Source organism: Actinomadura rudentiformis (genome assembly GCF_008923185.1).
GTDB lineage: Bacteria > Actinomycetota > Actinomycetes > Streptosporangiales > Streptosporangiaceae > Spirillospora > Spirillospora rudentiformis.
On sequence record NZ_WBMT01000006.1, the window covers coordinates 314,683 to 336,218 of the forward strand.

Genomic DNA, 21,536 nt, shown 5'->3' on the forward strand with positions numbered 1-21,536 from the left:
ATGAGCACCGCACTCCTCGTCATCGACGTTCAAGAGTCCTTCCGCATGCGGCCCAGCTGGCAGGCGGTCTCCGCACCCGACATCGCCGGCCGGGCGGGACGGCTGGTGGACGCCGCCCGCACCCGCGGAGACCTGGTGGTATGGGTGCTGCACGCCGAGCCGGGGACCGGCGGCGTCTTCGACCCCGAGACCGGGCACGTCCGCCTCATGGACGGGCTGGAGCCGCGCCCCGGCGAGCCGCTGGTCACCAAGACCAGCCGCAACGCCTTCACCACCACCAACCTCCAGCAGCTCCTCACCGCCGCGGGCGTCACCGACGTGGTCATCTGCGGCATCCAGACCGAGCAGTGCTGCGAGACCACCGCCCGGCTGGCCGCCGACCTCGGCTACACCGTCACCTTCGTCACCGACGCCACCGCCACCTTCCCCATCCCGCACCGCGACGCCCCGGCCTACACCACCGCCGCCGACCTGCTCGCCGACCCCCGCACCCTGCCCACCGGCGACATCATCGCCCGCACCGAATACGCCCTGGCCGGCCGCTTCGCCACCATCGCCACCCTGGACCAGCTCACGGTGTCCTGAACAGACGGTATCCTGACCAGATCGTGACCCAGATCGTCTTCCTGCTCGTCCCCGGACTGCACCTTCTGGACCTGGCCGGACCCGCCCAGGTCTTCTCCACCGCCGCCCACAACCTCGACGGCGCGCCCTACCGGCTGCGGTACGTGGCCGAGCAGGACGACGTCCCCACCGCACAAGGCCTGCCGGTACGAGCCACCACCACCTGGCCCGAACTGGAACCCGGCGACATCGTCATGGTCCCCGGCTGGCGGTGGGGCACCGGCAACCCCGGCTGGGGCCGCGTCGGCGCCGCCACCGCGAGCCGCCTGGCCGCCCACCACCAGAACGGCGGCACCGTCGCCAGCGTCTGCGCCGGCGCGTTCGCGCTCGCCGCCGCCGGGCTGCTGGACGGCCGCCGCTGCACCACCCACCACGAACTGCAGGACGAGCTCGCACGCCGCCACCCGCGCGCCAACGTCGTCCGCGACGTGCTGCACGTGACCGACGGCCGCGTCGTCACCTCCGCGGGCATCGCCAGCGGCATCGACCTCGCCCTGCACCTGATCGCCGTCCGGCACGGGCCCGGCGCCGCCGCCCGCGTCGCCCGCGCCATGGTCGTCTACGCCCGCCGCAACGGCGACGACCAGCAGATCGGAGCCATGCTCCGGCACCGCTCCCACCTCAACGACGCCGTCCACCGCGTCCAGGACCTCATCGACGCCCGCTTCGCCGAACCGCTCCCGCTGTCCGCGCTCGCCGCCGCCGGAGGCGTCAGCCAGCGCACCCTCACCCGCCTGTTCGGCGCCGCCACCGGGCTCACCCCGCTGCGCTACCAGCAACTGCTGCGCCTCGAACACGCCGGGCACCTCATCGGGCAGGGCGTCACCGTCGAGGCCGCCGCGCGCGCCGTCGGCTTCCAGGACGCCCGCATGCTGCGCCGCCTGCGCTCGCGCACCGGCGCCACCGCCGCCCGGCCGTAGACTCAGAGCCCCATGCGCATGATCAGGAAAGCGGGCTCCCACGAGCTGGAGATCCGCAAGTCGAGGTTCATCTGCACGCTGGCCCGCGTTCACTCCGAGGCCGAGGCGGCGGAGTTCCTGGCCGGCCATCGCCGTGCGCACCGCGACGCCACCCACAACTGCACCGCCTACGTCCTGGGCGAACACGGCGAGATCACCAAGAGCAGCGACGACGGGGAGCCCGCCGGGACGGCCGGGATCCCGATGCTGGAAGTGCTGGTGCGGCGCGGGCTGACCGATACCGCCGCGGTGGTGACGCGATATTTCGGCGGGGTGAAGCTCGGCGCCGGCGGGCTGGTCCGCGCGTACGGGCAGGCGGTGGCGGCCGCCGTGGACACCGTCGGGGTGGTGGAGCTGCGGCCGGTCGTGACCATGACCGTGCGGGTCGACCACGCGCTCGCCGGCCGCTTCCTGGGGGATCTGCACGGCAGCGGCAGGCAACCGGGCGACGTCCGCTACGGGGACGGCGTCGAGGCCGACGTGGCGGTGCCGGTGGAAGACCTGGAAGGCTTCCAGGCCTGGGCGGCGGAGGTCACGGCAGGCCAGGCGCACATGACGCGCGGAGCCACAGGGCACATCGAAGTGCCGGTGAACGACTGAGGACACACCCTTGAGGACACACCCTTGAGGACGCACCCCCGGCCCGGCGGCCGGGAGCTCAGCCCTTCGGGAAGGGCCAGGGGTTCGGGCGGCATCCGTACAGCGACTTGCTCTGCTGCACCATCACCGGCGCCGGACGGCCCGGGCCCGGACACTGCTCGTGCTGATGCCCCAGCAGGTGCCCCACCTCATGGCTGACCAGGTACTCGCGGTAGGTCGCCAGATCCCGGCCATAGGTGACGGCGCCGATGCCCCAGCGGCGCGCGTTCAGCACCGCCCGCCCGCCCTGCCCGCACGACAACTCCCCGCCGGTCACCAGCGGCGCGCACATCCGGTCCACCAGCGCCGGGCTCGACAACGACACCCGGAACCGCACCGGCCCCCGGCTCACCCGCACGAACCGCATCGTGCGGCCCCGCCCCCAGCCGCGCCGGTCGTTCAGCACCCGGTGCACCTCGGCGGCGAACTCCGCGGCACGGAACGGCAGCCCGCGCTCGACCTCGACCATGTACCGCACCACGGCGCCCCGCCGCCCCGCCGGCGCCACCGCCGTGCCGGGCACCACGGCGTACCTGCCGCCCGCCGACCGCGCCACCCGCACCCGCGGCGGCTGCCGCCGGCCGTTCACCACCGGCCCCTGCCGCGACGCCCTCGGCGGCACCGTCGCACGCCGGCTTCCCGGCGCCGTCGGGGCCGCCGAAGCGGTAGGCGCACCCGCGCCCGGCGGGGACGTGCCCGCCTTGCCGGAGGATCCACCTGGGACGATCACCCATATCGCGACGCCCGTGCCCGAGGCGATCACCACGGCCGCCCCGGCCGCCGCCGCCCACACGCGGCCACGGCGCCCGTCCCGACGCTGGCGGCGGCGCGGCGGCGCCGGGGCCAGCGGCTCCCTGAGATTGTGCATGAACCCTGGTCAGCGCCCCGCGCCAGGGCCCGCACTGCGACTGCCGCTCAACTCGCCCCCGATGATCGCCTAATGATCTCTGCGGCATCGTAGTGGCCAGGCGATCATGGCGCCGCCCATTCCATCCATGGCGGGCCCGGGGCGAATCAGGCGATCGCGGTCAGCGGGGGATCACTCCACCAGGTCGATGACCTCGGCGATCGACGGCAGCACCCGCGACGGCCGGAACGGGAACCGCTCGACCTCCTCCTTGCGGGTCACGCCGCTCAGCACCAGGATCGTCTGCAGCCCGGCCTCCACGCCCGCCACGACGTCGGTGTCCATCCGGTCCCCGATCATCGCGGTGCGCTCGCTGTGCCCGCCGACCACGTTCAGCGCCGTCCGCATCATCAGCGGATTGGGCTTGCCGACGAAGTACGGATCCACCCCCGTCGCCTTGGTGATCATCGCGGCGACCGCGCCGCACGCCGGCAGCGACCCCTCCGGCGACGGGCCGACCGGGTCGGGGTTGGTGGCGATGAACCGCGCGCCACGCTCGATCAGCCGGATCGCCTTGGTCAGCTGCGAGAAGCTGTAGGTGCGGGTCTCCCCCAGCACCACGTACTCGGGATCGAGGTCGGTCAGCACGTACCCCACCTCGTGCAGCGCCGTGGTCAGCCCCGCCTCGCCGATCACGTACGCCGACCCCTCCGGCCGCTGGTCGGACAGGAACCGCGCCGTCGCCAGCGCCGAGGTCCAGATGAACTCCGGCGGCACCACCAAGCCCACCGTGGCCAGCCGCGCCGACAGGTCCCTGGGGGTGTAGATGGAGTTGTTGGTCAGGACAAGGAAGGGCCGTCCCGACGCCGACAGCCTGCGGATGAACTCCTCCGCGCCCGGCACCGGCCGGCCCTCGTGCACCAGCACCCCGTCCATGTCCGACAGCCAGTACTCGATCGGCCTGCGCTCGCTCATGCGCTCATTGTCGCAGGTGGATCAAGCCCTGGATCACGTCGCGGTGATTGACCCCGCGCACGCGCGGATCATAGATTCACGGCGACAGGCGCACCGAACCGTGTTCGGCCAGGGAGCGCGGGAGGGCGCCACCCGGTCCCGCGGAGGTACGGCATGCCCAGCGTTCCCGACACCCACACCGGCCCCGGCATCCCGAGCGTCCAGGAGGTCCGGGCCGCGCTGACCGCGCCCGGGCAGCTGTTCGAGATGGACGAGGTGGACGTGCGCGGCGTGCGCACCCGAGTGTGGAAGAACGCCCCCGCCACCCTGCGCGACATCCTGGAGCTCTCCCGCGGCCACGGCGACAAGACCTTCCTGGTGTACGAGGGCGAGAGCCTGTCGTTCGCCGGGCACTACGCGCGCGTCGCGGCCTTCGCGCACCGGCTCGTCGACCGGTACGGCATACGCAAGGGCGACCGGGTCGCGATCGCGATGCGCAACTATCCCGAATGGTCGGTGGCGTTCTGGGCCGCCGCGGCCGCCGGCGCCGTCGTCGTCCCCCTCAACGCCTGGTGGACCGCCGCCGAGCTGGAATACGGCCTGCGCGACAGCGGCGCCCGGCTCCTGGTCGCCGACGGCGAACGCGCCGAACGCCTCGCCGCCGCGCTCCCCGGTCTCGACCTGGCCGCCACCCTCGTCGTCCGCGCGGAGGGAACGCCACCCGCAGGCACCGAACCGTTCGACGACACACCCGCCACCGGCACACCCGCCGGTGACGCCGCGCTGCCCGGCATCACGCTCGACCCCGAGGACGACGCCACGATCTTCTACACCTCCGGCACCACCGGCCGGTCCAAGGGCGCCCTCGGCACCCACCGCAACATCACCACCAACCCCGTCAGCCTCGCCTACGGCATGCTGTCGGGCGGCGTCCGCGCCGGCCGCACACTGCAAGAGCTGCTCGCACCCCAGCCGCGCGTCACCCTGCTGTCGGTGCCGTTCTTCCACGCCACCGGCTGCCACTCGGTCCTGGTCACCAGCGCGCTGCAGGGCGGCACCGTCGTGCTGATGTACAAGTGGGACGCCGAACGCGCGCTGCAGCTCATCGAACGCGAGAAGGTCACCGGATTCGGCGGCGTGCCCACCATGGCCTGGCAGGTCCTCACCCATCCCGACTTCGACAAGTACGACACCTCCAGCCTCACCGGCGTCAGCTACGGCGGCGCCCCCGCCGCGCCCAGCCTCGTCGACACCATCAGGGAACGCCTGCCCGACCGCGTGCCCGGCAACGGCTACGGCCTCACCGAGACCTCCTCGGTCACCACCTACAACGCCGGCGTCAACTACCTGGAACGGCCCGGCAGCGTCGGCCCGCCCGTCGCCGTCTGCGACGTCAAGGTCGTCGGTCCCGCGGGCGAGGAACTGCCCACCGGCGAGGTCGGCGAGCTGCTCATCAAGGGCCCCAACGTCATCAAGGGCTACTGGGGGCGGCCCGAGGCGACCGCGCAGTCCTTCGACGCCGACGGCTGGTTCCACAGCGGCGACCTGGCCCGCCTGGACGCCGACGGCTTCGTCTACATCGTCGACCGCGCCAAGGACATGCTCATCCGCGGCGGTGAGAACGTCTACTGCGCCGAAGTCGAGGCCGCCCTCTACGACCACCCCGCCGTCACCGACTGCGGCGTCATCGGCGTGCCGCACGACGTCCTCGGCGAAGAGGTCGGCGCCGTGGTGTGCCTGCGGCCCGGCGCCTCGCTCACCACCGCCGAGCTCCAGGAGTTCCTGCGGCCCCGCATCGCCGCGTTCAAGATCCCCGCACACGTGTGGTTCCGCGAGGGGGAACTGCCCCGCAACCCCGGCGGCAAGCTCCTCAAGACCCGCCTGCGCGAGGAACTCCTCGGCCGACCCGGGTAACGTGGCCGGGCGTGAGCGACAACGACCCCACCGGCATCCGGAAGATCGCCCCGCCCGGCCTGGCCCCCGGGCCCGGCTACAGCCACGCGGTCTCGGTGGACGTCCCCGGCCGCCTGGTCGCCATCAGCGGCCAGGTCGCGCTGGACGCCGCCGGTGACCTCGTCGGCCCCGGCGACCTGGCCGTCCAGACCCGCCAGGTGCTGGCCAACCTGCACGCCGCGCTCGCCGCAGCCGACGCCGACTGGCGCCACGTCATCAAGCTCGGCTACTACCTGCGAGACGCCGGGCAGGTGGCGGTCGTCCGCGCCGTCCGCGACGAGATCGTGCCGCCCGGGTTCGCGCCCGCCAGCACCCTGGTGGAGGTGTCGCGGCTGTTCCGCGACGACCTCCTGGTCGAGATCGACGCCCTCGCCGTCGTACCCGCCTAAGGGCGCAGGGACCTCAGGCACAGCACCACCACCGCCTCGACGACCTCCTCGGCCGAACGGCCCGCCGGAGGATCCAGCAGCGCGCCGTGCACCTGCGCCTCGGCGGCCTGCACCAGCAGCAGCGCCGTCAGCGCGCGGTCCGGCCCGCCCACGCCCAGCCGGCGCAGATGGTGCTCGACCTCCCGCGCCATCGCCGTCTGAACGCCACGCAGCTGCGCCGCGGCCTCCGGCGGGCGCGGCGCCTGGTCGTACAGCAGCCGGTGCGTCACCGGATCGGCGCGGTGCAGGTCGGCCAGCGCCCCCACCAGCGTCCGCACCGTCCCCTCCAGCGGCGGCGCCTCCTCGCGCAACCGCGCGAACACCGCGCCCAGCGCCTCCACCAGCTGCAGCATGTGCCGCTCCCCGAGCGCGTACAGCAGCGCGTCCTTGTTCGGGAAGTACTGGTAGAGCGACCCGATCGACACCCCGGCCCGCTCGGCGATCCGGTTGGTGGTCGCGGCCGCGTAGCCGTGCCGCTCGAAAAGCTGAGCCGCCGCCTCAAGGATCGCGTCGTAGGTCTCCTGGGAGCGCTGCTGGCGGGGCCTTTTGCGGGGTGTGGAGATGACGGCTCCAATGCGAGTTGCCAGACCCTGAGGATTGCTCACATTCTAGTGGTCATGTTCACCTTCCCCGCCGATCCGCAGGAGATCGTCGATGAGCGGGCGCGGCAGTTCACCGCCTGCGGCATCCCCGCCCGCGTGGTCGCCGCCGCCCGGGACGAGATCGACGACATGTGGGGCATGGGTCCCGGCGGCTGGGTGCCGGTCTGGGCGCGGCACGCCGAACGCGCCGACCGCGACGGCGACCTGCTGCTGTCCGCGCTGTGCTGGGGCGCCGCGCGTTTCCCCGCCCTGGCCACGCCCGGCCGCCGGTTCGCCTACGAGCAGCAGCTGGAGTGCTATCTGGCCGCCGCGCCGCGCTTCCGCGCCGCGTTCAAACGGCAGATCCTCCACATCCCCTGGGCGGACGGCACCACCGACGGCACCACCGACGGCACGACGCCCGTCCCCGTGCACTTCCTGCGGCGGCCCTACGGCAGGCCGCGCGGCGTGCTGATCCTGTCAGGCGGCGTCGACACCTGGAAGATGGACCTGCACCGCCTGGCGTCGGCCACCGCCCTGGCCACCGGGCTGCTGGTCGCCGCGATCGACATGCCCGGCACCGGGGAGTCGGCGGTGCCGCTCACCTCCGGCGCCGACCGGATCCTGGCCGGGCTCGCCGAGCGGCTGCGCGCCGAACACGCGCTGCCCGTCGGCTTCCTCGGCCTCAGCTTCGGCGGGCACTGGGCCGCCAAGCTCGCCCTGCTCGGCGAGGTCGACGCGGCCGTGGACCTGGGCGGCCCGACCGGCGCCGCCGGCGAGCCCGTCGACGTGCTGAACCTCCCGTACGGCATGGCCGGCATCATCGGCAACGCCCTGCACCTGGACGCCCTGCCCACCCCGGCCCAGGTCGCCGAGCAGCTCCAGGCGTTCTCCCTGCGCGCCCAGGGACTGCTGGACCGGCCCGACGGCGCGCCGCTGCTGGCCGTCAACGGCGCCGACGACCAGTACATCCCCCGCGGCGACACCACGGGCCTGGCCGGGCGGCCCGGCACCGCCGTCTGGCTCGTCCGCGGCGCCACCCACTGCGCGCCCGAACGGTTCCGGCCCGTCATCCTGGCCATCTGGGGCTGGCTCACCGCTCGCCTGACGGCCCGCCCGGCCACTGCGCTGGCCGAACGCGCCGCACGCCTGCCCCTCACCCCGCACCTTGTCACCCCGCACTTGTCACCCCGCGCCTGACCGCCCCCCACCCGGGGAAAGTGTGAGGGCGCCGCGGCCGGTGGCCGGGCGCCCTCACGGAGCGGAACTCGGGTCAGACGTTGACACCGAAGTCGGACGCGATGCCCGCCAGGCCGGACGCGTAGCCCTGGCCGACGGCGCGGAACTTCCACTCGGCGCCGTTGCGGTAGAGCTCGCCGAAGACCATGGCGGTCTCGGTCGAGGCGTCCTCGGACAGGTCGTAGCGCGCGATCTCGCTGTTGTCGGCCTGGTTGACGACCCGGATGAAGGCGTTGCGGACCTGGCCGAAGTTCTGCTGCCGGTTCTCGGCGTCGTAGATCGACACCGGGAACACGATCTTGGCGACCTCGGCCGGGACCGTGGCGAGATTGACCTTGATCTGCTCGTCGTCGCCCTCGCCCTCCCCGGTGAGGTTGTCGCCGGTGTGCTCGACGGCACCGTCGGGGCTCTTGAGGTTGTTGAAGAACACAAAGTGCTTGTCCGACAGCACCTTGCTCTCCGGCGAGCACAGCAGCGCGCTGGCGTCGAGGTCGAAGTCGCCCCCCGTGGTGGTCCGCACGTCCCATCCCAGACCCACCACGACCGCGGTCAGTCCAGGAGCCTCCTTGGTCAGCGAGACGTTGCCGCCCTTGCTCAGACTGACTCCCACTGCGTGCACCTCCATATAGACGTTCCGCGCGGGCCTCTGCGCCCGCACGGCCTGATGGTAGAACGGTAGCCACCCGACGGCGGTTCCCGGCAGGTTTCGCACACGGCGTGGCGAAAGATTCACCCTTGGCCTACAAAAGCCGTCGGTGCGGTGACCTCGGACGGGAGTTCGAAGGCGGCGGCCAGCGCGGCCGCGTCCCCCGCCAGCTCGTCGCACAACGCGCCGCGCCGCTCCCACACCCGTTCCAGCAGCCCCGGCTCGGCCACGCCCTCGTCCAGCAGCACCCCGGCCCGGCGCTCCAGCCAGCCCAGCGCGTGCAGGCCCAGCAGCGGCCGCAGCGTCCCTGCCGCACCTGCTGCGGACGCCGGCTCAGACCCTGGCTCCGGCTCGCAGGCGGCGGCCAGGATCTCCAGCATCGTGCGGTCGGCGCAGGCCGTCGCCGTCCGCACCGCCAGCGACAGGTTGTCGTTCCAGGCCTCGAAGCCGTCGCGCCCGTCGGCCCGCGCCGCGGCGACACGTCCAGCCAGGCGCCGCTGCAGCCGCAGCTCGCAGTCGCGGGCCAGGTGCACCCACACCCGCGGGGACGACAGATCGCCGCCGTCGGGCACCGCCCCGGCCACCACCGGCGGCTCGTAACGGTCCAGATCGGCCATCGCGCGGGCGGTGTCGAACAGGATCAGCTCGTTGTCGCCGCCAGCGTTCATGTAGGCGTGGGCCAGGCCGCGGTAGCCGTTGAGGCGGTCGGTCGCGGCGAACCCCGGCGCGCCCGACAGCACCCGGCACCGCGACACCGTCTCCTGCGCCTCCATCGTCGTCGCCGCCTTCAGCAGCGCCAGGTCACGGTCCACCGCCGACCAGGGCGCCCACGCCGTCGCCGGGCCGCCGGCCTGACCCGCCCCGTCCCGGGGTTGTTTGACGTGCGCGGCCACCACCGTCAGCGCGTACGCCGACGCCAGCGACTCCAGCACCGCCTCCCGGACGTTGCGGTAGTCGGTCAGCGGCCGCAGCGGCGCCAGCCGCCCCAGTGTGACCCGGTCGGCGGCGTGGGCGTGCAGGATGCCCGCCGCCGACCGCGTGATCGCCGCCGACATCGAGATCACCGCGCGCCACACCGGCGGGCCGATGCTCATCGAGCGGGTCAGCCGCGCGGCCGGGTCGCCCAGCGGGTCGTGGAACTGCCCGTCGGGGCCGATCGTGGCGCCGTCGCGCAGCCACGCCTCGTACGGCACGCGCAGCCCCGACAGCCGCACCGCCGCGTAGTCGACCATCAGGCCGGTGGTGTCGGGCGCGGGGACGATCTCCACCCCGGCGGGCACCGCGCCGCCCGGGCCGCGCACCGGCACGGCGAACACGAACACCCCGCGCTCCCGCCCGCCGTGCTCCACCGTCGCGTACACCGCGCCGATCTTGGGGATGTCCGGGTGGGCGGTGTTGGTGGGGAACTTCACGGCCTCGTCGTCGGGGGTGGTCAGCACGAACTCGCGGGTGGCGGCGTCGTAGCGCGCCAGGGTCCGCGGGGCCAGATGGCTGTTGCTGCGTCCCACCTCGGTCATCAGCAGCGCGCCGAACGACTCCATCGACTCCAGCGAGTCGCGCGCCGCCCGCAGCCCCTCCTGCTCGGAGCCGAACAGCAGGATCGGGCCGAGGGCCAGGGTGTAGTGCAGCAGCATCACGTGGAAGAGCCCGGGATCGGCCATCGCGGCGCGTTCCAGCAGCGCGCACAACGCCGGCGGGTCGTCCAGCAGCTCCGGCGCGGGCGGGGCCGCCAGCCCCGCCCGCCGCAGCCGGTCATAGGTGAGCGCGTGCCGGTCCCGGATCGTCAGGCCGTCGGGATAGCCGAAGAACTCGCCCGGAACGGCCTCCTCCAGCCGGCTGCGGGTCTTGGCGGTGAGCCCGGCGCCGCGGACCAGCCGCAGCAGGACGGGATCGGGCGGGGGGACGGTTCCCATCGCGGCGCTCCTGAGTGGTGCGGGGTGTTGTGGTGGGGGATCATTCGCGGAACGGATCGTTCGCGGAACGGGTCATTCGAGGTGGGGGCGGTCGAGGGCGTCGGTCAGCGGCACCGGGCGCACGCCGGGCGCCGACTTGCTGACCGGGGCCTCGCGCTGCCCCGGCAGGCGCGGCCGCTCGCGCAGCGGCGCCAGCGTCGGCACCTCGGGCAGGGTGAGGCGGGCGCACTGGCACAGCGCGTTGCCCGCGCCGGCCTCGGCGAACGCGGTCGCGCCGGCCTCGTGCACGGCCCGCAGGATCTGCGGCAGCCGCACCGGCTTGACGATGCAGTCGGTGAGCGCGCGGTGCAGGTCGTCGTCGTCGCGGTAGGCGCGGCCGCGCACCGGGGAGTACACCGCGACCTCCAGCGGGCGCTGCGGGAACGAGCGGATCATCTCGTACCACTCGTCGTCGGCGCCGGCCATCGCCGGGTGGTGCGACAGGTAGGGCACCGCGAGGCGGACGGCGCGGATGCCCGCGGCCTGTGCCGTCTCCAGCGCCGTCTCCAGCGGCCCTTCGGGGCCGCTGACGACCGTCACGCCGGGGGCGTTGAGGCAGGCGACGACGACCTCGGGCACACCGGCGGACTCGATGCACGCCAGGGTGCCGTCCTCGGTCGCCTCCATCAGCCCCATGCCGCCGCCGGCGCCGCGCCGGGCCAGGACCCCCACCAGGCTCACGGCCATGCGGGCGCCGTCGCTGATGGTGAATACTCCGGCGCTCACCAGCGCCGCGATCTCGCCGAAACTCTGCCCGACCGCGTAGCCGAGGGGAACGCCTTCTGCGCGCAATACCCTGTCGACGGCAACAGATGTGGCGTAGGCGGAAAGTTGCGCGACTCCTTGCTGGCGGGCCGCGGCGCGGTATTTGCCCGGTTCATCCAGCAAGATCGTGCGCAATGACGGCCAGCCCGTGCGCGGCAGGCCTTCCTGAACGGCGTCCAGGACGTCGGCGACGATGCGGGGGGCTGCCGGGCCGGTGCGCGACAACTGCTGCAGATCGGGCGCTCCGGCCGAACCGGTGCCCGGAAACAGGAACGCGCATAGGTCGTCCGGTTTGAATTCCTGCGTCCAGCCAAGTGGGAACGAGATGGACACGCGGGTGTTCTCCTTACCTCTAAGGAAGGGCCGACTTTCCTTATTGGACGAAGACCGCTTTGTTGTTGTTATGGATTGAAAGTCACGAAATGCGATTATTCACTCAAGGGATCGGCGTGACAACCGTCCGTGTGGCCAGTATGCACGGTCGGGGTCCGATCGTGGGCACGAGAACCACCGGTCTGGCGGGCCGGACATCGGGATATGAGGAGGACGCATGAACGGGCGGCCGGTCGTACGGCAGCGGTGGGCGATCCGGGGCACCGGGTCCTACCTCCCCGACCAGCAGGTGGCCAGCGAGGAGCTCTCGCTGGCGATGGGCCTGGCGGCGGGCTGGATCGAGGATCGCACCGGCATCCGGCACCGGCACGTCGCCGGCTCCGGGCAGGCCGCGTCCGACCTGGCCGCCGGCGCCGCCCGCCGCGCGCTGGAGGCCGCCGGGCTCACCCCGCAGGACATCGGCCTCATCGTGCTCGGCACCTCCACCCCCGACGAGCTCGGCCCCTCCACCGCCTGCCGCGTGCAGGCCGTGCTGGGCGCGCCGCAGGCCGCCGCCTTCGACGTCGCCGCCGCCTGCACCGGGTTCGTCTACGGGCTGCAGGCCGCCGTGGGCTGGCTGGCCACCCAGCGCGGCAAGCCCCCCTACGTCCTGGTCATCGGCGTCGAGGTCTACTCCCGGTTCCTCAACACCGGTGACCGCGCGACCGCCGCGCTGTTCGGCGACGGCGCCGCGGCCGCCGTCATCGGGCCGGCCCCGCCGCCGTACGGGATCGCCTCCATGGGGATGGGCGCCGACGGCACCCGCGCCGGCGACGTCCTCATCCCCGCCGGCGGCAGCCGCACGCCCGCCAGCCCCGGCACCCTGGCCTCGCTCGGCCACACCATCCACATGGACGCCCGCGCCGTCCGCTCGTTCATCGTCGACGTCCTCCCCCGGCTGATCGCCGAGGCGACCGACGACGCCGGCGTGAAACCGTCGGACCTGTCGCTGGTCGTCCCGCACCAGCCCAACCCCCGGCTCGTGGAGTCGCTGGCCGAGCATGCCGGGCTCGCACCCGGCCAGATGGTGATCGCCGGGCAGGACGTCGGGAACATCGGCGCCGCGAGCCTGCCGTACGCCCTGGACCGCGCCGTGCGCACCCGCGGCATCGGCGAGGGCGAGGTGGTGCTGCTCGCCGGCTTCGGCGCCGGGCTCACCTGGGGCCACACCCTGATCGTCTGGCCGCCCGGATCGATCTAACCGGCCGCCAGGCCCGCGTAGGCGGCCAGCACGATGCCGACGCCCCGGTCGTCACCGAGCGTGCCGGGGCTCAGCATCCGGTTCATCGCGTACGCCACCACCATGCGCGCGTCCAGGTCCACGACCACCAGCGAGCCGCCCCAGCCACCCCAGAAGCACGTGCGCGGGTTGGGGGAGATCGGTATCTCCGCGCTGTTGAGCCCGTACCCCATCCCCAGCCGCAACGGGACGCCCAGGCAGCGGTCCTTGCCGTTCGACTGCTCCTGGAAGACCACCTCGCAGCCCGCCTGCGACAGCAGCCGTACCCCGCGCGCCTCTCCCCCGCAGGCCAGCACCGACTGCACCGCGGCCACCGAGCGCGCGTTGCCGTGCCCGCCCGCGGCCGGGATCTCCGCGCGCCGCCAGCCCTCGGAGTTGGCGGTGCCGGCGTCGAACCGCGGATTGCCGTAGTGGCGCAGCAGCAGCCGCGCCGCCTCCATCGCCGGCCCTTCGGAGCCGGGGACCGGCGCGGGGATGACCGGCGCGACCCGGTGGTCGTGCTCGGCGGGCAGGCCGATGTGGAAGTCGGCGCCCAGCGGCCCGGCCACCTCCGCCGCGAAGAACGTGCCGGCGCTCACCCCGGTGATCCGGCGGATCACCTCGCCGACCAGATGGCCCTGGGTGAACGCGTGGTAGCCCGACTCGGTGCCCGGCTCCCACCGGGGCCGCTGGCGGGCCAGCGCCGCGGTGGACCTGTCCCAGTCGTACAGGTCCTCGATCTCCATCGGCTCGTCCCAGCTGGGCAGCCCCGCGGTGTGCGCCAGCAGGTGCCGCACCTCCACGCGCTCCTTGCCCGCGGCGGCGAACTCGGGCCAGTACCGCGCCACCGGGGCATGCAGGTCCAGCTCACCGCGGTCGGCGAGCATCAGCGCGCACAGCGCGGTCATCGTCTTGGTCGTCGACCAGACGTTGACGATGGTGTCGCGTTCCCAGGGCCGCGTGCGCGCCTCGTCGGCATGGCCGCCCCACAGGTCGGCGACCGGCTCGCCGTCCAGGAACACCGCCGCCGAGGCGCCCACGTCGTCGCGGTCGAGGGAGGCCGCCAGTGCGTCGCGCACCCCGCCGAACCGGTCATCGCACGTGCCGTGGATCTGCGTCATGAACGCAAGGTAGACGGGTTCCGCGCCGGCCACCAGAGCGGGATTCGGTCCGGGCCCGGGCATGAGCGTCAGGCCGTGGCGGGGAGCCGGACACGTCCCGCCAGCAGGTCCAGGGCGCGGTCGACGTCCTCCTCGGTCGTCGACAGGTGGAACGAGCAGCGCAGCAACCCCGCCCGTACCGCGGCGACCAGCTTGTTGTCGCGCAGCAGCTCGGCGGTGCCGTCGGCCACCCCGACCGACACGATCGCCGAATCGCCCGGCGGCAGGCCGAGCCCTGCGCGGAACCGCGCGGCCATCGCCAGGTCGTGCCGGTGGATCGCCTCAATCCCGACCTGCTCCAGGAACTCCAGTGCCGGGGCGTGCCCGGCCCACGCCTGCCAGGCCGGGGACATGTCCAGGCGGCGCGCGTCGGCGGCGAGCCGCAGCGGCAGGCCGTAGATCGAGTTCCAGATGTCATCGCCGGCGTACCAGCCGGCCGCCATCGGCGGCAGCGCGGCCAGCGCCTCGGCCGTGCCCGCCAGGAAACAGGTGCCGCGCGGGCCCAGCAGCCACTTGTAACCGCCGCAGACGAGCAGGTCGACCCGGTCGGCCGGGAGCGGCAGCCAGCCCGCCGCCTGCGTGGCGTCCAGCAGGATCCGGGCGCCGTGCGCGCGGGCCGCGCCGATGAGGTCCTCCATCGGCGCGAGCGCCCCGTCGGCCGACTGCACCGCCGACACCGCCACCAGGTCCACGCCGCCGTCCACCGCGTCGGCGATCCGCTCCAGCGGCACCGAGCGGACCCTCAGCTCCGGCCGCGCCAGGAACGGGAACAGCAGCGAGGTGAAGTCGCCGTCGGCCACCAGCACGGTGGCGCCGGCGGGCAGCGAGGCCGCCACCAGGCCGACGAAGTACGACACCTGCGGGCCGATCGCGACCCGGTCCGCGGGCAGGCCGATCAGGCGGGCGAACGACTCCCGCGACCGGGTCACCGCCGCGTCGCCCAGATCGGTCGTGAGGAGCCCGGCCGCCCGGTCCCGCTCGGCGGCCAGCATCGCCTCGTGCGCGACCCGGGGCGGCAGGCCGTAGCTCGCGGTGTTCAGGAACGTGACCTCGGCGGAGAACTCCCGCTGGGCGTCGCGGATCGAAATGTTCATGTCCCGATCATCGCCGCCCCCAAGCCATAGGACAAAGTCCTATTATCTAGAACAACCATAAGTGGCATTGATAGCTTGGGCGGATGCTGGACCTTCACCGGGGACGGATCCTGCGCGAGGTGGCGCGGCTCGGGTCGATGACCGCCGCCGCGCGGTCCCTCTCCTTCACCCAGCCCGCGGTCTCCCACCACATCGCACGGCTGGAGGCCGAGGTCGGCACCCCGCTGGTCATCCGGTACGGGCGCGGCGTGCGGCTGACCGAGGCGGGGCGGATCCTGGTCGAGCACGTCGAGGACGTGCTGTGCCGCATGGCCGACACCGAGGAGCGCATCGCCGCCGTCGCCGGGCTGCGCGCCGGCCGCGTCCGCGCCGCGGTCTTCCCGACCGCGGCGGCCGCGCTGCTGCCCGACGCGCTGGCCGCGCTGCGCGACCGCGCGCCCGAGGTCACCGTCAGCCTCGTCGAGGCCGAGCCGCCGCAAGCGCTGGCGGCGCTGCGCGCAGGTGACGTCGACCTGGCCGTGGTGTTCTCCTACCCCGGGGCGCCGCCCGACGGCGACACCCGGCTGCGCGAGGTCGCGCTCTGCGAGGACCCCGTCCGGCTGGCGCTGCCCGGCGACCACCCGCTCGCCGACCCGGCCACGGCGCGCCACGCCGGGCTGGCCGACCTGGCGGAGGAGACCTGGGCGTCAGGGTGCGAACGCTGCCGCGGCCACCTGCTGCGCGCCTGCGAACAGGCCGGGTTCACCCCGCGCATCGCGTTCGCCACCGACGACCACATCGCCGTCCAGCGGCTGGTCGCCCGCGGACTGGCGGTCACCGCCCTGCCCGGCCTGGCCCTGGCGCTGCATCACGAGCCCGGAGTGGCCCTGCCGCCGCTGCCCGACCTCGGCCGCCGCCGCGTCAGCGCCCTCGTGCCCGCCGGACCGCGGCCGCCCGCGGTCGCCGCACTGCTGGACGAGCTCGGCACCGCCGCGGCCGGCATTCTCACAGAGGTCGACACGATCAAGGAGGCCGTGGCTCTTGACGGCCGACGGCCCGTAAGGACATAAACGGCTGTATCACCGCGCCAAAAAGGGGAATCCATGCCGTCGATCACCGTCGCCGACGCCAACGTCCACTACGAGGTCGAGGGCACCGGCCCCGGACTGATCCTGGTGCACGGCACCCAGGGCAGCGGCGAGAGCGACTGGGGCCACCTGGTCGACGGATTCTCCGGCGACCGCACCGTCGTGCGGCCCGACCTCAGCGGCAGCGGCAAGACCACCGACGCGGGCGGCGAGCTGACCGTGGAGATCCTGGCCGGCCAGGTGGCCGCCGCCGCCCGCGCCGCGGTCGACGGACCCGTCGACATGGTCGGTTTCTCCCTCGGCGCGGTCGTGGCCGCCGCGGTCGCGGCGCTCGAGCCCGGCCTGGTCCGCCGGATGGTGCTCGTGGCGGGCTGGCCGCACACCGGGGACTCCCGGCAGCGCCTGATGTTCGAGCTGTGGCGCGATCTCGACCGCGCCGACTTCAGGCTGCTCCACCGCGAGGTGACCCTCCACGGCTTCAGCCCTCGTTTCCTGGACGGCCTGGGCCCCGACGGCATCGCCGAGGCGATCGCCGAGGGCACCCGCGAACCCGGGCTGGACCGCCAGATCGACCTCAACCTGCGGGTCGACATCCGCGATCTGCTGCCCCGGGTCGCGGTGCCGACGCTGGTGGTCGAGCTGACCCGGGACCAGCTCGTGCCGGCCTGGGGGCCCGTCGCCCTCCATGAGGGCATCCCCGACAGCCGCTACACCGAGATCGACAGCGGCCATCTGGTGCTGTTCGAGCGCCCGGCCGAGCTCACCGAGATCATCCGCGGGTTCGTGCTCGACTGAGGCGTCAGGACGTCGGGTCCTGGCCGACCTCGCCGCGCCAGCCGCCGGTCTCGCGGCCCTGGGCCTCGATGAACTCCTTGAACCGCTTGAGGTCGCCCTTGACCTTGCGCTCGACCACGTTCAGGGCGTCCCCGGCCTTCTCCACCACGCCCTCGGGGGCGAACTCCATCTGGAGCATCACGCGGGTCTTCTCGGGCGCCAGGTGATGGAAGGTGACCACACCCGCCTGCCGGGGCTCCTCGACCGACGTCCAGGCGATGCGCTCGTCGGGCCGCTGCTCGGTGATCTCGGCGTCGAACTCGCGCTTGACCCCGGCGATGCTGGTCTTCCAGTGCGTGCGAGTGTCGCTGATCTGGTCGATCTTGTCGACGCCCTCCATGAACCGCGGGAACTCGGTGAACTGGGTCCACTGGTTGTATGCGGCGCGCACGGGCACTTCGACGTCGATCGACTGCTCGATGGTGCTCATGACCGATTCCTCCATTCGAGTCGGGGTTCTCTGGGTCGTGGCTGGCCCTGCCCGGAGGATCGGGGGTCAAACGCCCGCCGGCGAGCGCCCGCACCTCACTCAGGCTGGGGCGCGGGCGACTCCCGTGGCAGCGCCTGAACGGCCACCAGGACCAGCGCCGGGAACACCAGCGCCGCGAGGAACGCGGCCTGGTAACCGCCTGCGACCGCGGCCACGGTGCTCATCAGCGCCAGGCCCAGCGGCGCGCCGAGCTGGAACGAGGTGTTGAGCAACCCCGAGGCCAGCCCCTGCTCGGCATCGGCCACGCCGGTGGTCGCCACCATCATCGACGGCGCATAGGCCAGTCCCGCGCCCAGCCCGCTGATGAGCAGCCCCGGCAGCAGCGCGGCCCAGCCGTCGATGGCGGCCGGGCCCGCCGCCATCGCCAGCAGACCCAGCGCGGTGCACCCGGCGGCGGCCACCAGCGTCGCCCGGGCGCCGAACCGGGAGACCAGCGCACCCGCCTTCCCCGACACCACGACGATGATGAGGGTGACCGGCGCGAACACCAGCCCGGTCGCCAGCGCGCCCAGGCCCGCCACGTTCTGCAGGTGGAGCGTGGCGAAGAACTGCGTCACCAGCGCCGCTGAGGCGATGAGGGCGCAGACGAGGTTCCCGTACCGCACATGCGGGTCGCGGAACATCGACAGCCGCACCACCGGCGCCCGTACCGCGCGTTCCACCACCACGAACGCGCCGAGCAGCCCCACCGCGCCCGCCGCCATCCCCAGCACCCTGAACGTCACGCCGCCGGCCGCGCGGGACACGGCCGCGACGAACAGCACGGCCCCGGCGGTGAGCAGCACCGACCCCGGCAGATCCAGGCGCGCCCGCCCGGCCGGCCGCCCGCCGGGCACCGCCCACAGCACCACCAGGATCACCAGCACCCCGATCGGGAGGTTCACCAGGAAGACCGCCCGCCAGTCCACCAGGTCGGTCAGGACGCCGCCGACCAGGCCCGCCGCGGCGGCGCCGCCAGACCCGACCGCGCCCCAGATCCCGAGCGCGCGGTTGCGGGCCTCGCCTTCGGCGAAACCGGTGACGACCAGCGCGAGCGCGGCGGGCGACACCAGGGCGGCACCGAGCCCCTGCAGCGCGCGGGCGCCGAACATCAGCGGCGCGCCGGCGGCCAGCCCGGCCAGCGCCGACGCGGCGATGAAGACCACCAGTCCCGTGACCAGGACCCGCCGGTGCCCGTACAGATCTCCCGCCCGGCCGGCCACGATCATGAACCCGCCGTAGGCCAGGCCGTAGGCGGTGACGACCCACTGCAGGTCGCCCTCGGCGATGCCGAGATCGGCCCGCATCGCCGGCAGCGCGACGGTCACCACCACCAGGTCCAGTACCAGCATGACCTGTGCCGCGCAGAGCACGGCCAGGAGCGCACCACGGCGCATGACGCCACCTCCGTTAGTAAATGTATGTTCGTTTATAAACGATCCTGGTAGAGTTTTCAAACGTTCATTCACAAATCCGGAGGGGACCGTGGCGCGACCGCGCACCACCAGCGACGAGGCGATCCTCGGCGCGACCGCACGAGCCCTGGGACGCCTCGGCCCCGGGCGGCTGACCCTGAACGCGGTGGCCGCGGAGGCCGGGCTGTCCCCGGCCACCCTCGTCCAGCGGTTCGGCTCCAAGCGCGGGCTGCTGCTGGCCTTCGCCCGGCGCGCCGAGCACGGTGCCCGCCGGCCGTTCGAGCGCGCCCGCCGCGACCACGCCTCCCCGCTGGAAGCCCTGCACGCGGCGATGGCGGCCCTGGCCTCAGGCGTCGGCACCCCCGAGGAACTGGCCAACAACCTCGGGTTCCTCCAGCTGGACCTCACCGACCCCGAGTTCCGCGAGCACGCCCGCACCTACACCCGTGTCATGCGCGAGGAGATCTCCGCGCTGCTCGCCGACGCCGTCACCGCCGGCGAACTGGCCGAGGGCACCGATCCGGCGCGCCTGGCCAGGTCCGTCCAGGTCGCCTACAACGGCACCCTCATCGTCTGGGCGCTCGACGGCGAAGGCGCCCTGCCCGGCGCGCTGCGAGCCGGCCTCGACGACCTCCTCGCCCCCCACCGCCCCTGAACCTCCCGGATTCAGCCGGCGCCGCTCCCCTTCACCCGGCGGCGCGGACCAGGCGGCGGCCCAGGTCGCGGAGGCGGCCGGCCAGCTCGGGCGGCTCCTTGACCTCGAAGTCCAGCTCCAGGAAGGCGATGCGCAGCGCGGTCCACTCCAGCGACTCGGGGGCCGTGCGCACGATGCAGGTGTGCTCGTCGACCGGCTCCAGTTCGGTGCCGCTCACGCGGAAGCTGTCGGCGAGACGCTCGGCCGAGGCGTGCACCAGCAGCACCGCGCGCACCGTCGATCCTCGGGCGCGGCCCTTCCGCACGAACGCGGCGGCGTCCTCGGCGGGCAGCTCGCGCGGGGGAAACCGCACCCCCGTCGGCTGCGGCGCCTCGATGCGGTCGGTCCGGAACGTCCTCCAGCCGGCGCGTTCGACGTCGAAGGCCACCAGGTACCAGCGGCGGCCGGCCGGCACCAGGCTGTGCGGGTCGGCCTGGCGCCGGGAGCTGCTGTCGTCCTTGTCGCGGTAGGAGAAGCGCACGCGTTCGTGGTCGCGGGCGGCGGCGGCCAGCACGGTGAGCGTCCGGGGATCCACCGTCGGCCCCGCGGGTGCGCCGTCGATCGGCACGGTCGCGGCGTTCAGCGCGCTGACCCGGCGGCGCAGCCGTTCCGGCAGGACCTGCTCCAGCTTGGCCAGGGCGCGTACGGAAGTCTCCTCGATGCCCTCCACCGCGCCGCCGGTGGCACCGCGCAACCCCACGGCGATCGCCACTGCCTCATCGTCGTCCAGAAGCAGCGGCGGCATCGCGGTGCCCGCCTCCAGCCGGTAGCCGCCGATCGAGCCCAACGTGGCGTGCACGGGATAACCCAGGTCCCGCAGGCGCTCCACATCACGGCGCACGGTCCGGCCGCTCACGCCGAGCCGCTCGGACAGCTCCGGTCCGGTCCATTCACGCCGGGTCTGCAACAGCGACAGAAGCTGGAGAAGCCGGGCCCAGGTGGTGTCGGTCACCCTTCCAGCATCCCCCCGAACAAGGACAAGATCTGACCCTTATCGGATCGGCGCAGGTCGTCCTCGATCGTCCTGCCTGCATTCGACTTTGGTCTATGGGGTTTGGAGCTTCGGACGCAGCGCGGCCCGGGCGCGGCGGTGCAGCCTGGAGGCAGCGTACGGGGGGAGAACGCAATGCAGTCCTTGATCAAGGGGATCCCGATGACCGGCACCGCCGAAGGCAGATGGGTGCTCGACCACGATGGGCACCGCCTGGAGATCGAGACGGAGCGCACCGACTGGCAGCGGGTCGCGCGGCTCTACGTCGACGGCGAACCGGCCGGAGAGACGAACGAGATCATCATCAAGGGCGAACTGCCCTACGACGACGAACTGACCGTGGTCGTGCACTTCGACTCCAGGGGGCTCCTGGACGGCGAGGCCAGCAAGGTCGAGCTCGCTCCCGCCGCCAGTGACGAGGACGGCGACGACGAGGCGGAGGCCAAAGCGGAGGCCAAGGTCTCACTGGTCAAGGACGCCGGCAAGGACGAGGCCTCCGGGTCCGAAGGCAAGGCTCCGGCGTTCCCGTTCACGCCGCCGGAGGGAAGCCGCGCCGCCAAGCGCGAGAAGTGGGCCCGCGAGCACCCGGTCCTGTACGCCGCGCGGCACCCCGCCGCGGCCACCGCCAAGGTGC

Annotated in this window: 22 protein-coding genes; 11 read left to right on the forward strand and 11 right to left on the reverse strand. The window is 73.4% G+C overall.

Going from position 1 to position 21,536, the window contains the following annotated elements:
* Genes F8566_RS15080 through F8566_RS15090 form a run of 3 tightly spaced genes read left to right on the forward strand, consistent with a single transcriptional unit; the run spans position 1 to position 2,183 of the window.
* Positions 1 to 585 carry a cysteine hydrolase family protein gene (locus F8566_RS15080; RefSeq protein WP_151560825.1) on the forward strand — a complete coding sequence of 195 codons (585 nt, stop codon included), beginning with the start codon at positions 1 to 3 and terminating at the stop codon, positions 583 to 585.
* Positions 586 to 608: 23 nt separating this feature from the next.
* A complete protein-coding gene (locus F8566_RS15085) occupies positions 609 to 1,544 on the forward strand; it encodes a GlxA family transcriptional regulator (RefSeq protein ID WP_151560826.1) in 936 nt (311 codons plus the stop codon).
* 12 nt (positions 1,545 to 1,556) lie between these two features.
* Positions 1,557 to 2,183 (forward strand): YigZ family protein, encoded by a 627-nt coding sequence (locus tag F8566_RS15090; RefSeq protein WP_151560827.1) that lies wholly within the window; start codon positions 1,557 to 1,559, stop codon positions 2,181 to 2,183.
* 58 nt (positions 2,184 to 2,241) lie between these two features.
* Here F8566_RS15090 and F8566_RS15095 read toward each other — a convergent pair whose 3' ends face one another.
* Positions 2,242 to 2,784, reverse strand: a complete 543-nt coding sequence (locus tag F8566_RS15095; protein ID WP_225993214.1) for a DUF3152 domain-containing protein — start codon at positions 2,782 to 2,784, stop codon at positions 2,242 to 2,244.
* Between F8566_RS15095 and F8566_RS51165 the strand changes: the two genes are divergently transcribed.
* Positions 2,690 to 3,163: a hypothetical protein gene (locus F8566_RS51165; protein WP_225993216.1), complete on the forward strand. Its 474-nt coding sequence runs from the start codon at positions 2,690 to 2,692 to the stop codon at positions 3,161 to 3,163. The two genes, F8566_RS15095 and F8566_RS51165, sit on opposite strands and share 95 nt — an antisense overlap.
* A 98-nt stretch (positions 3,164 to 3,261) precedes the next feature.
* Here F8566_RS51165 and F8566_RS15100 read toward each other — a convergent pair whose 3' ends face one another.
* Entirely contained in the window at positions 3,262 to 4,044 is a 783-nt protein-coding gene (locus F8566_RS15100) for an HAD-IIA family hydrolase (protein WP_151560828.1), read from the reverse strand.
* A 153-nt stretch (positions 4,045 to 4,197) separates the two neighbouring features.
* On the opposite strand from F8566_RS15100, the gene F8566_RS15105 reads away from it, so the two are divergent.
* Together F8566_RS15105 and F8566_RS15110 are read left to right on the forward strand one after the other, a co-directional pair.
* Complete coding sequence (locus F8566_RS15105; RefSeq protein ID WP_151560829.1) at positions 4,198 to 5,937, forward strand: class I adenylate-forming enzyme family protein; 1,740 nt, start codon at positions 4,198 to 4,200, stop codon at positions 5,935 to 5,937.
* A gap of 11 nt (positions 5,938 to 5,948) precedes the next feature.
* Positions 5,949 to 6,365, forward strand: coding sequence for a RidA family protein (locus tag F8566_RS15110; RefSeq protein ID WP_151560830.1), 417 nt, complete (start codon positions 5,949 to 5,951; stop codon positions 6,363 to 6,365).
* On the opposite strand, the gene F8566_RS15115 is transcribed toward F8566_RS15110, so the two are convergent.
* Complete coding sequence (locus tag F8566_RS15115) at positions 6,362 to 7,009, reverse strand: TetR/AcrR family transcriptional regulator (RefSeq protein ID WP_225993193.1); 648 nt, start codon at positions 7,007 to 7,009, stop codon at positions 6,362 to 6,364. The two genes, F8566_RS15110 and F8566_RS15115, sit on opposite strands and share 4 nt — an antisense overlap.
* A gap of 12 nt (positions 7,010 to 7,021) precedes the next feature.
* On the opposite strand from F8566_RS15115, the gene F8566_RS15120 reads away from it, so the two are divergent.
* Positions 7,022 to 8,185 carry an alpha/beta hydrolase gene (locus F8566_RS15120; protein WP_151560831.1) on the forward strand — a complete coding sequence of 388 codons (1,164 nt, stop codon included), beginning with the start codon at positions 7,022 to 7,024 and terminating at the stop codon, positions 8,183 to 8,185.
* A gap of 73 nt (positions 8,186 to 8,258) precedes the next feature.
* Here the strand turns inward: F8566_RS15120 and F8566_RS15125 are convergent, their stop codons facing one another.
* From F8566_RS15125 to F8566_RS15135, 3 genes are all read right to left on the reverse strand, one after another.
* Entirely contained in the window at positions 8,259 to 8,834 is a 576-nt protein-coding gene (locus tag F8566_RS15125; protein WP_151560980.1) for a TerD family protein, read from the reverse strand.
* Between the two features lie 119 nt (positions 8,835 to 8,953).
* Positions 8,954 to 10,783, reverse strand: a complete 1,830-nt coding sequence (locus F8566_RS15130; RefSeq protein WP_151560832.1) for an acyl-CoA dehydrogenase — start codon at positions 10,781 to 10,783, stop codon at positions 8,954 to 8,956.
* A gap of 72 nt (positions 10,784 to 10,855) precedes the next feature.
* A complete protein-coding gene (locus F8566_RS15135; protein WP_151560833.1) occupies positions 10,856 to 11,920 on the reverse strand; it encodes an ACP S-malonyltransferase in 1,065 nt (354 codons plus the stop codon).
* Between the two features lie 217 nt (positions 11,921 to 12,137).
* Here F8566_RS15135 and F8566_RS15140 point away from each other — a divergent pair, with 217 nt between their 5' ends.
* Positions 12,138 to 13,160: a 3-oxoacyl-ACP synthase III family protein gene (locus F8566_RS15140; protein ID WP_192809681.1), complete on the forward strand. Its 1,023-nt coding sequence runs from the start codon at positions 12,138 to 12,140 to the stop codon at positions 13,158 to 13,160.
* On the opposite strand, the gene F8566_RS15145 is transcribed toward F8566_RS15140, so the two are convergent.
* Both F8566_RS15145 and F8566_RS15150 read right to left on the reverse strand, forming a co-directional pair.
* Positions 13,157 to 14,299, reverse strand: coding sequence for a serine hydrolase domain-containing protein (locus tag F8566_RS15145; RefSeq protein ID WP_151560834.1), 1,143 nt, complete (start codon positions 14,297 to 14,299; stop codon positions 13,157 to 13,159). The genes F8566_RS15140 and F8566_RS15145 overlap by 4 nt on opposite strands.
* Before the next feature lie 68 nt (positions 14,300 to 14,367).
* Positions 14,368 to 15,432, reverse strand: a complete 1,065-nt coding sequence (locus F8566_RS15150) for an aminotransferase class V-fold PLP-dependent enzyme (protein WP_151560835.1) — start codon at positions 15,430 to 15,432, stop codon at positions 14,368 to 14,370.
* 83 nt (positions 15,433 to 15,515) lie between these two features.
* On the opposite strand from F8566_RS15150, the gene F8566_RS15155 reads away from it, so the two are divergent.
* Positions 15,516 to 16,481: a LysR family transcriptional regulator gene (locus F8566_RS15155; RefSeq protein WP_151560836.1), complete on the forward strand. Its 966-nt coding sequence runs from the start codon at positions 15,516 to 15,518 to the stop codon at positions 16,479 to 16,481.
* A gap of 33 nt (positions 16,482 to 16,514) precedes the next feature.
* Positions 16,515 to 17,294 carry an alpha/beta fold hydrolase gene (locus F8566_RS15160; protein ID WP_151560837.1) on the forward strand — a complete coding sequence of 260 codons (780 nt, stop codon included), beginning with the start codon at positions 16,515 to 16,517 and terminating at the stop codon, positions 17,292 to 17,294.
* A gap of 4 nt (positions 17,295 to 17,298) precedes the next feature.
* On the opposite strand, the gene F8566_RS15165 is transcribed toward F8566_RS15160, so the two are convergent.
* Together F8566_RS15165 and F8566_RS15170 are read right to left on the reverse strand one after the other, a co-directional pair.
* Positions 17,299 to 17,763: an SRPBCC family protein gene (locus F8566_RS15165; RefSeq protein ID WP_151560838.1), complete on the reverse strand. Its 465-nt coding sequence runs from the start codon at positions 17,761 to 17,763 to the stop codon at positions 17,299 to 17,301.
* Positions 17,764 to 17,858: 95 nt separating this feature from the next.
* The gene (locus F8566_RS15170) at positions 17,859 to 19,199 is read right to left on the reverse strand and encodes an MFS transporter (protein ID WP_151560839.1); all 1,341 of its coding nucleotides are present in this window, start codon (positions 19,197 to 19,199) and stop codon (positions 17,859 to 17,861) included.
* Between the two features lie 88 nt (positions 19,200 to 19,287).
* Here F8566_RS15170 and F8566_RS15175 point away from each other — a divergent pair, with 88 nt between their 5' ends.
* Positions 19,288 to 19,872, forward strand: coding sequence for a TetR/AcrR family transcriptional regulator (locus tag F8566_RS15175; protein WP_151560840.1), 585 nt, complete (start codon positions 19,288 to 19,290; stop codon positions 19,870 to 19,872).
* Between the two features lie 31 nt (positions 19,873 to 19,903).
* On the opposite strand, the gene F8566_RS15180 is transcribed toward F8566_RS15175, so the two are convergent.
* Positions 19,904 to 20,863 carry a helix-turn-helix transcriptional regulator gene (locus F8566_RS15180; protein ID WP_151560841.1) on the reverse strand — a complete coding sequence of 320 codons (960 nt, stop codon included), beginning with the start codon at positions 20,861 to 20,863 and terminating at the stop codon, positions 19,904 to 19,906.
* Positions 20,864 to 21,536 lie beyond the last annotated feature (673 nt).

What these genes read in the sequence shown, in the direction of transcription:
- F8566_RS51165 (WP_225993216.1), top strand. Translation starts at nt 2,690, where the DNA reads ATGTACCGCACCACGGCGCCCCGCCGCCCCGCCGGCGCCACCGCCGTG.
- F8566_RS15090 (WP_151560827.1), top strand. Translation starts at nt 1,557, where the DNA reads ATGCGCATGATCAGGAAAGCGGGCTCCCACGAGCTGGAGATCCGCAAG.
- F8566_RS15130 (WP_151560832.1), bottom strand. Translation starts at nt 10,783, where the DNA reads ATGGGAACCGTCCCCCCGCCCGATCCCGTCCTGCTGCGGCTGGTCCGC.
- F8566_RS15120 (WP_151560831.1), top strand. Translation starts at nt 7,022, where the DNA reads ATGTTCACCTTCCCCGCCGATCCGCAGGAGATCGTCGATGAGCGGGCG.
- F8566_RS15160 (WP_151560837.1), top strand. Translation starts at nt 16,515, where the DNA reads ATGCCGTCGATCACCGTCGCCGACGCCAACGTCCACTACGAGGTCGAG.
- F8566_RS15105 (WP_151560829.1), top strand. Translation starts at nt 4,198, where the DNA reads ATGCCCAGCGTTCCCGACACCCACACCGGCCCCGGCATCCCGAGCGTC.
- F8566_RS15165 (WP_151560838.1), bottom strand. Translation starts at nt 17,763, where the DNA reads ATGAGCACCATCGAGCAGTCGATCGACGTCGAAGTGCCCGTGCGCGCC.
- F8566_RS15140 (WP_192809681.1), top strand. Translation starts at nt 12,138, where the DNA reads ATGAACGGGCGGCCGGTCGTACGGCAGCGGTGGGCGATCCGGGGCACC.
- F8566_RS15100 (WP_151560828.1), bottom strand. Translation starts at nt 4,044, where the DNA reads ATGAGCGAGCGCAGGCCGATCGAGTACTGGCTGTCGGACATGGACGGG.
- F8566_RS15155 (WP_151560836.1), top strand. Translation starts at nt 15,516, where the DNA reads ATGCTGGACCTTCACCGGGGACGGATCCTGCGCGAGGTGGCGCGGCTC.
- F8566_RS15080 (WP_151560825.1), top strand. Translation starts at nt 1, where the DNA reads ATGAGCACCGCACTCCTCGTCATCGACGTTCAAGAGTCCTTCCGCATG.
- F8566_RS15170 (WP_151560839.1), bottom strand. Translation starts at nt 19,199, where the DNA reads ATGCGCCGTGGTGCGCTCCTGGCCGTGCTCTGCGCGGCACAGGTCATG.
- F8566_RS15150 (WP_151560835.1), bottom strand. Translation starts at nt 15,432, where the DNA reads ATGAACATTTCGATCCGCGACGCCCAGCGGGAGTTCTCCGCCGAGGTC.
- F8566_RS15145 (WP_151560834.1), bottom strand. Translation starts at nt 14,299, where the DNA reads ATGACGCAGATCCACGGCACGTGCGATGACCGGTTCGGCGGGGTGCGC.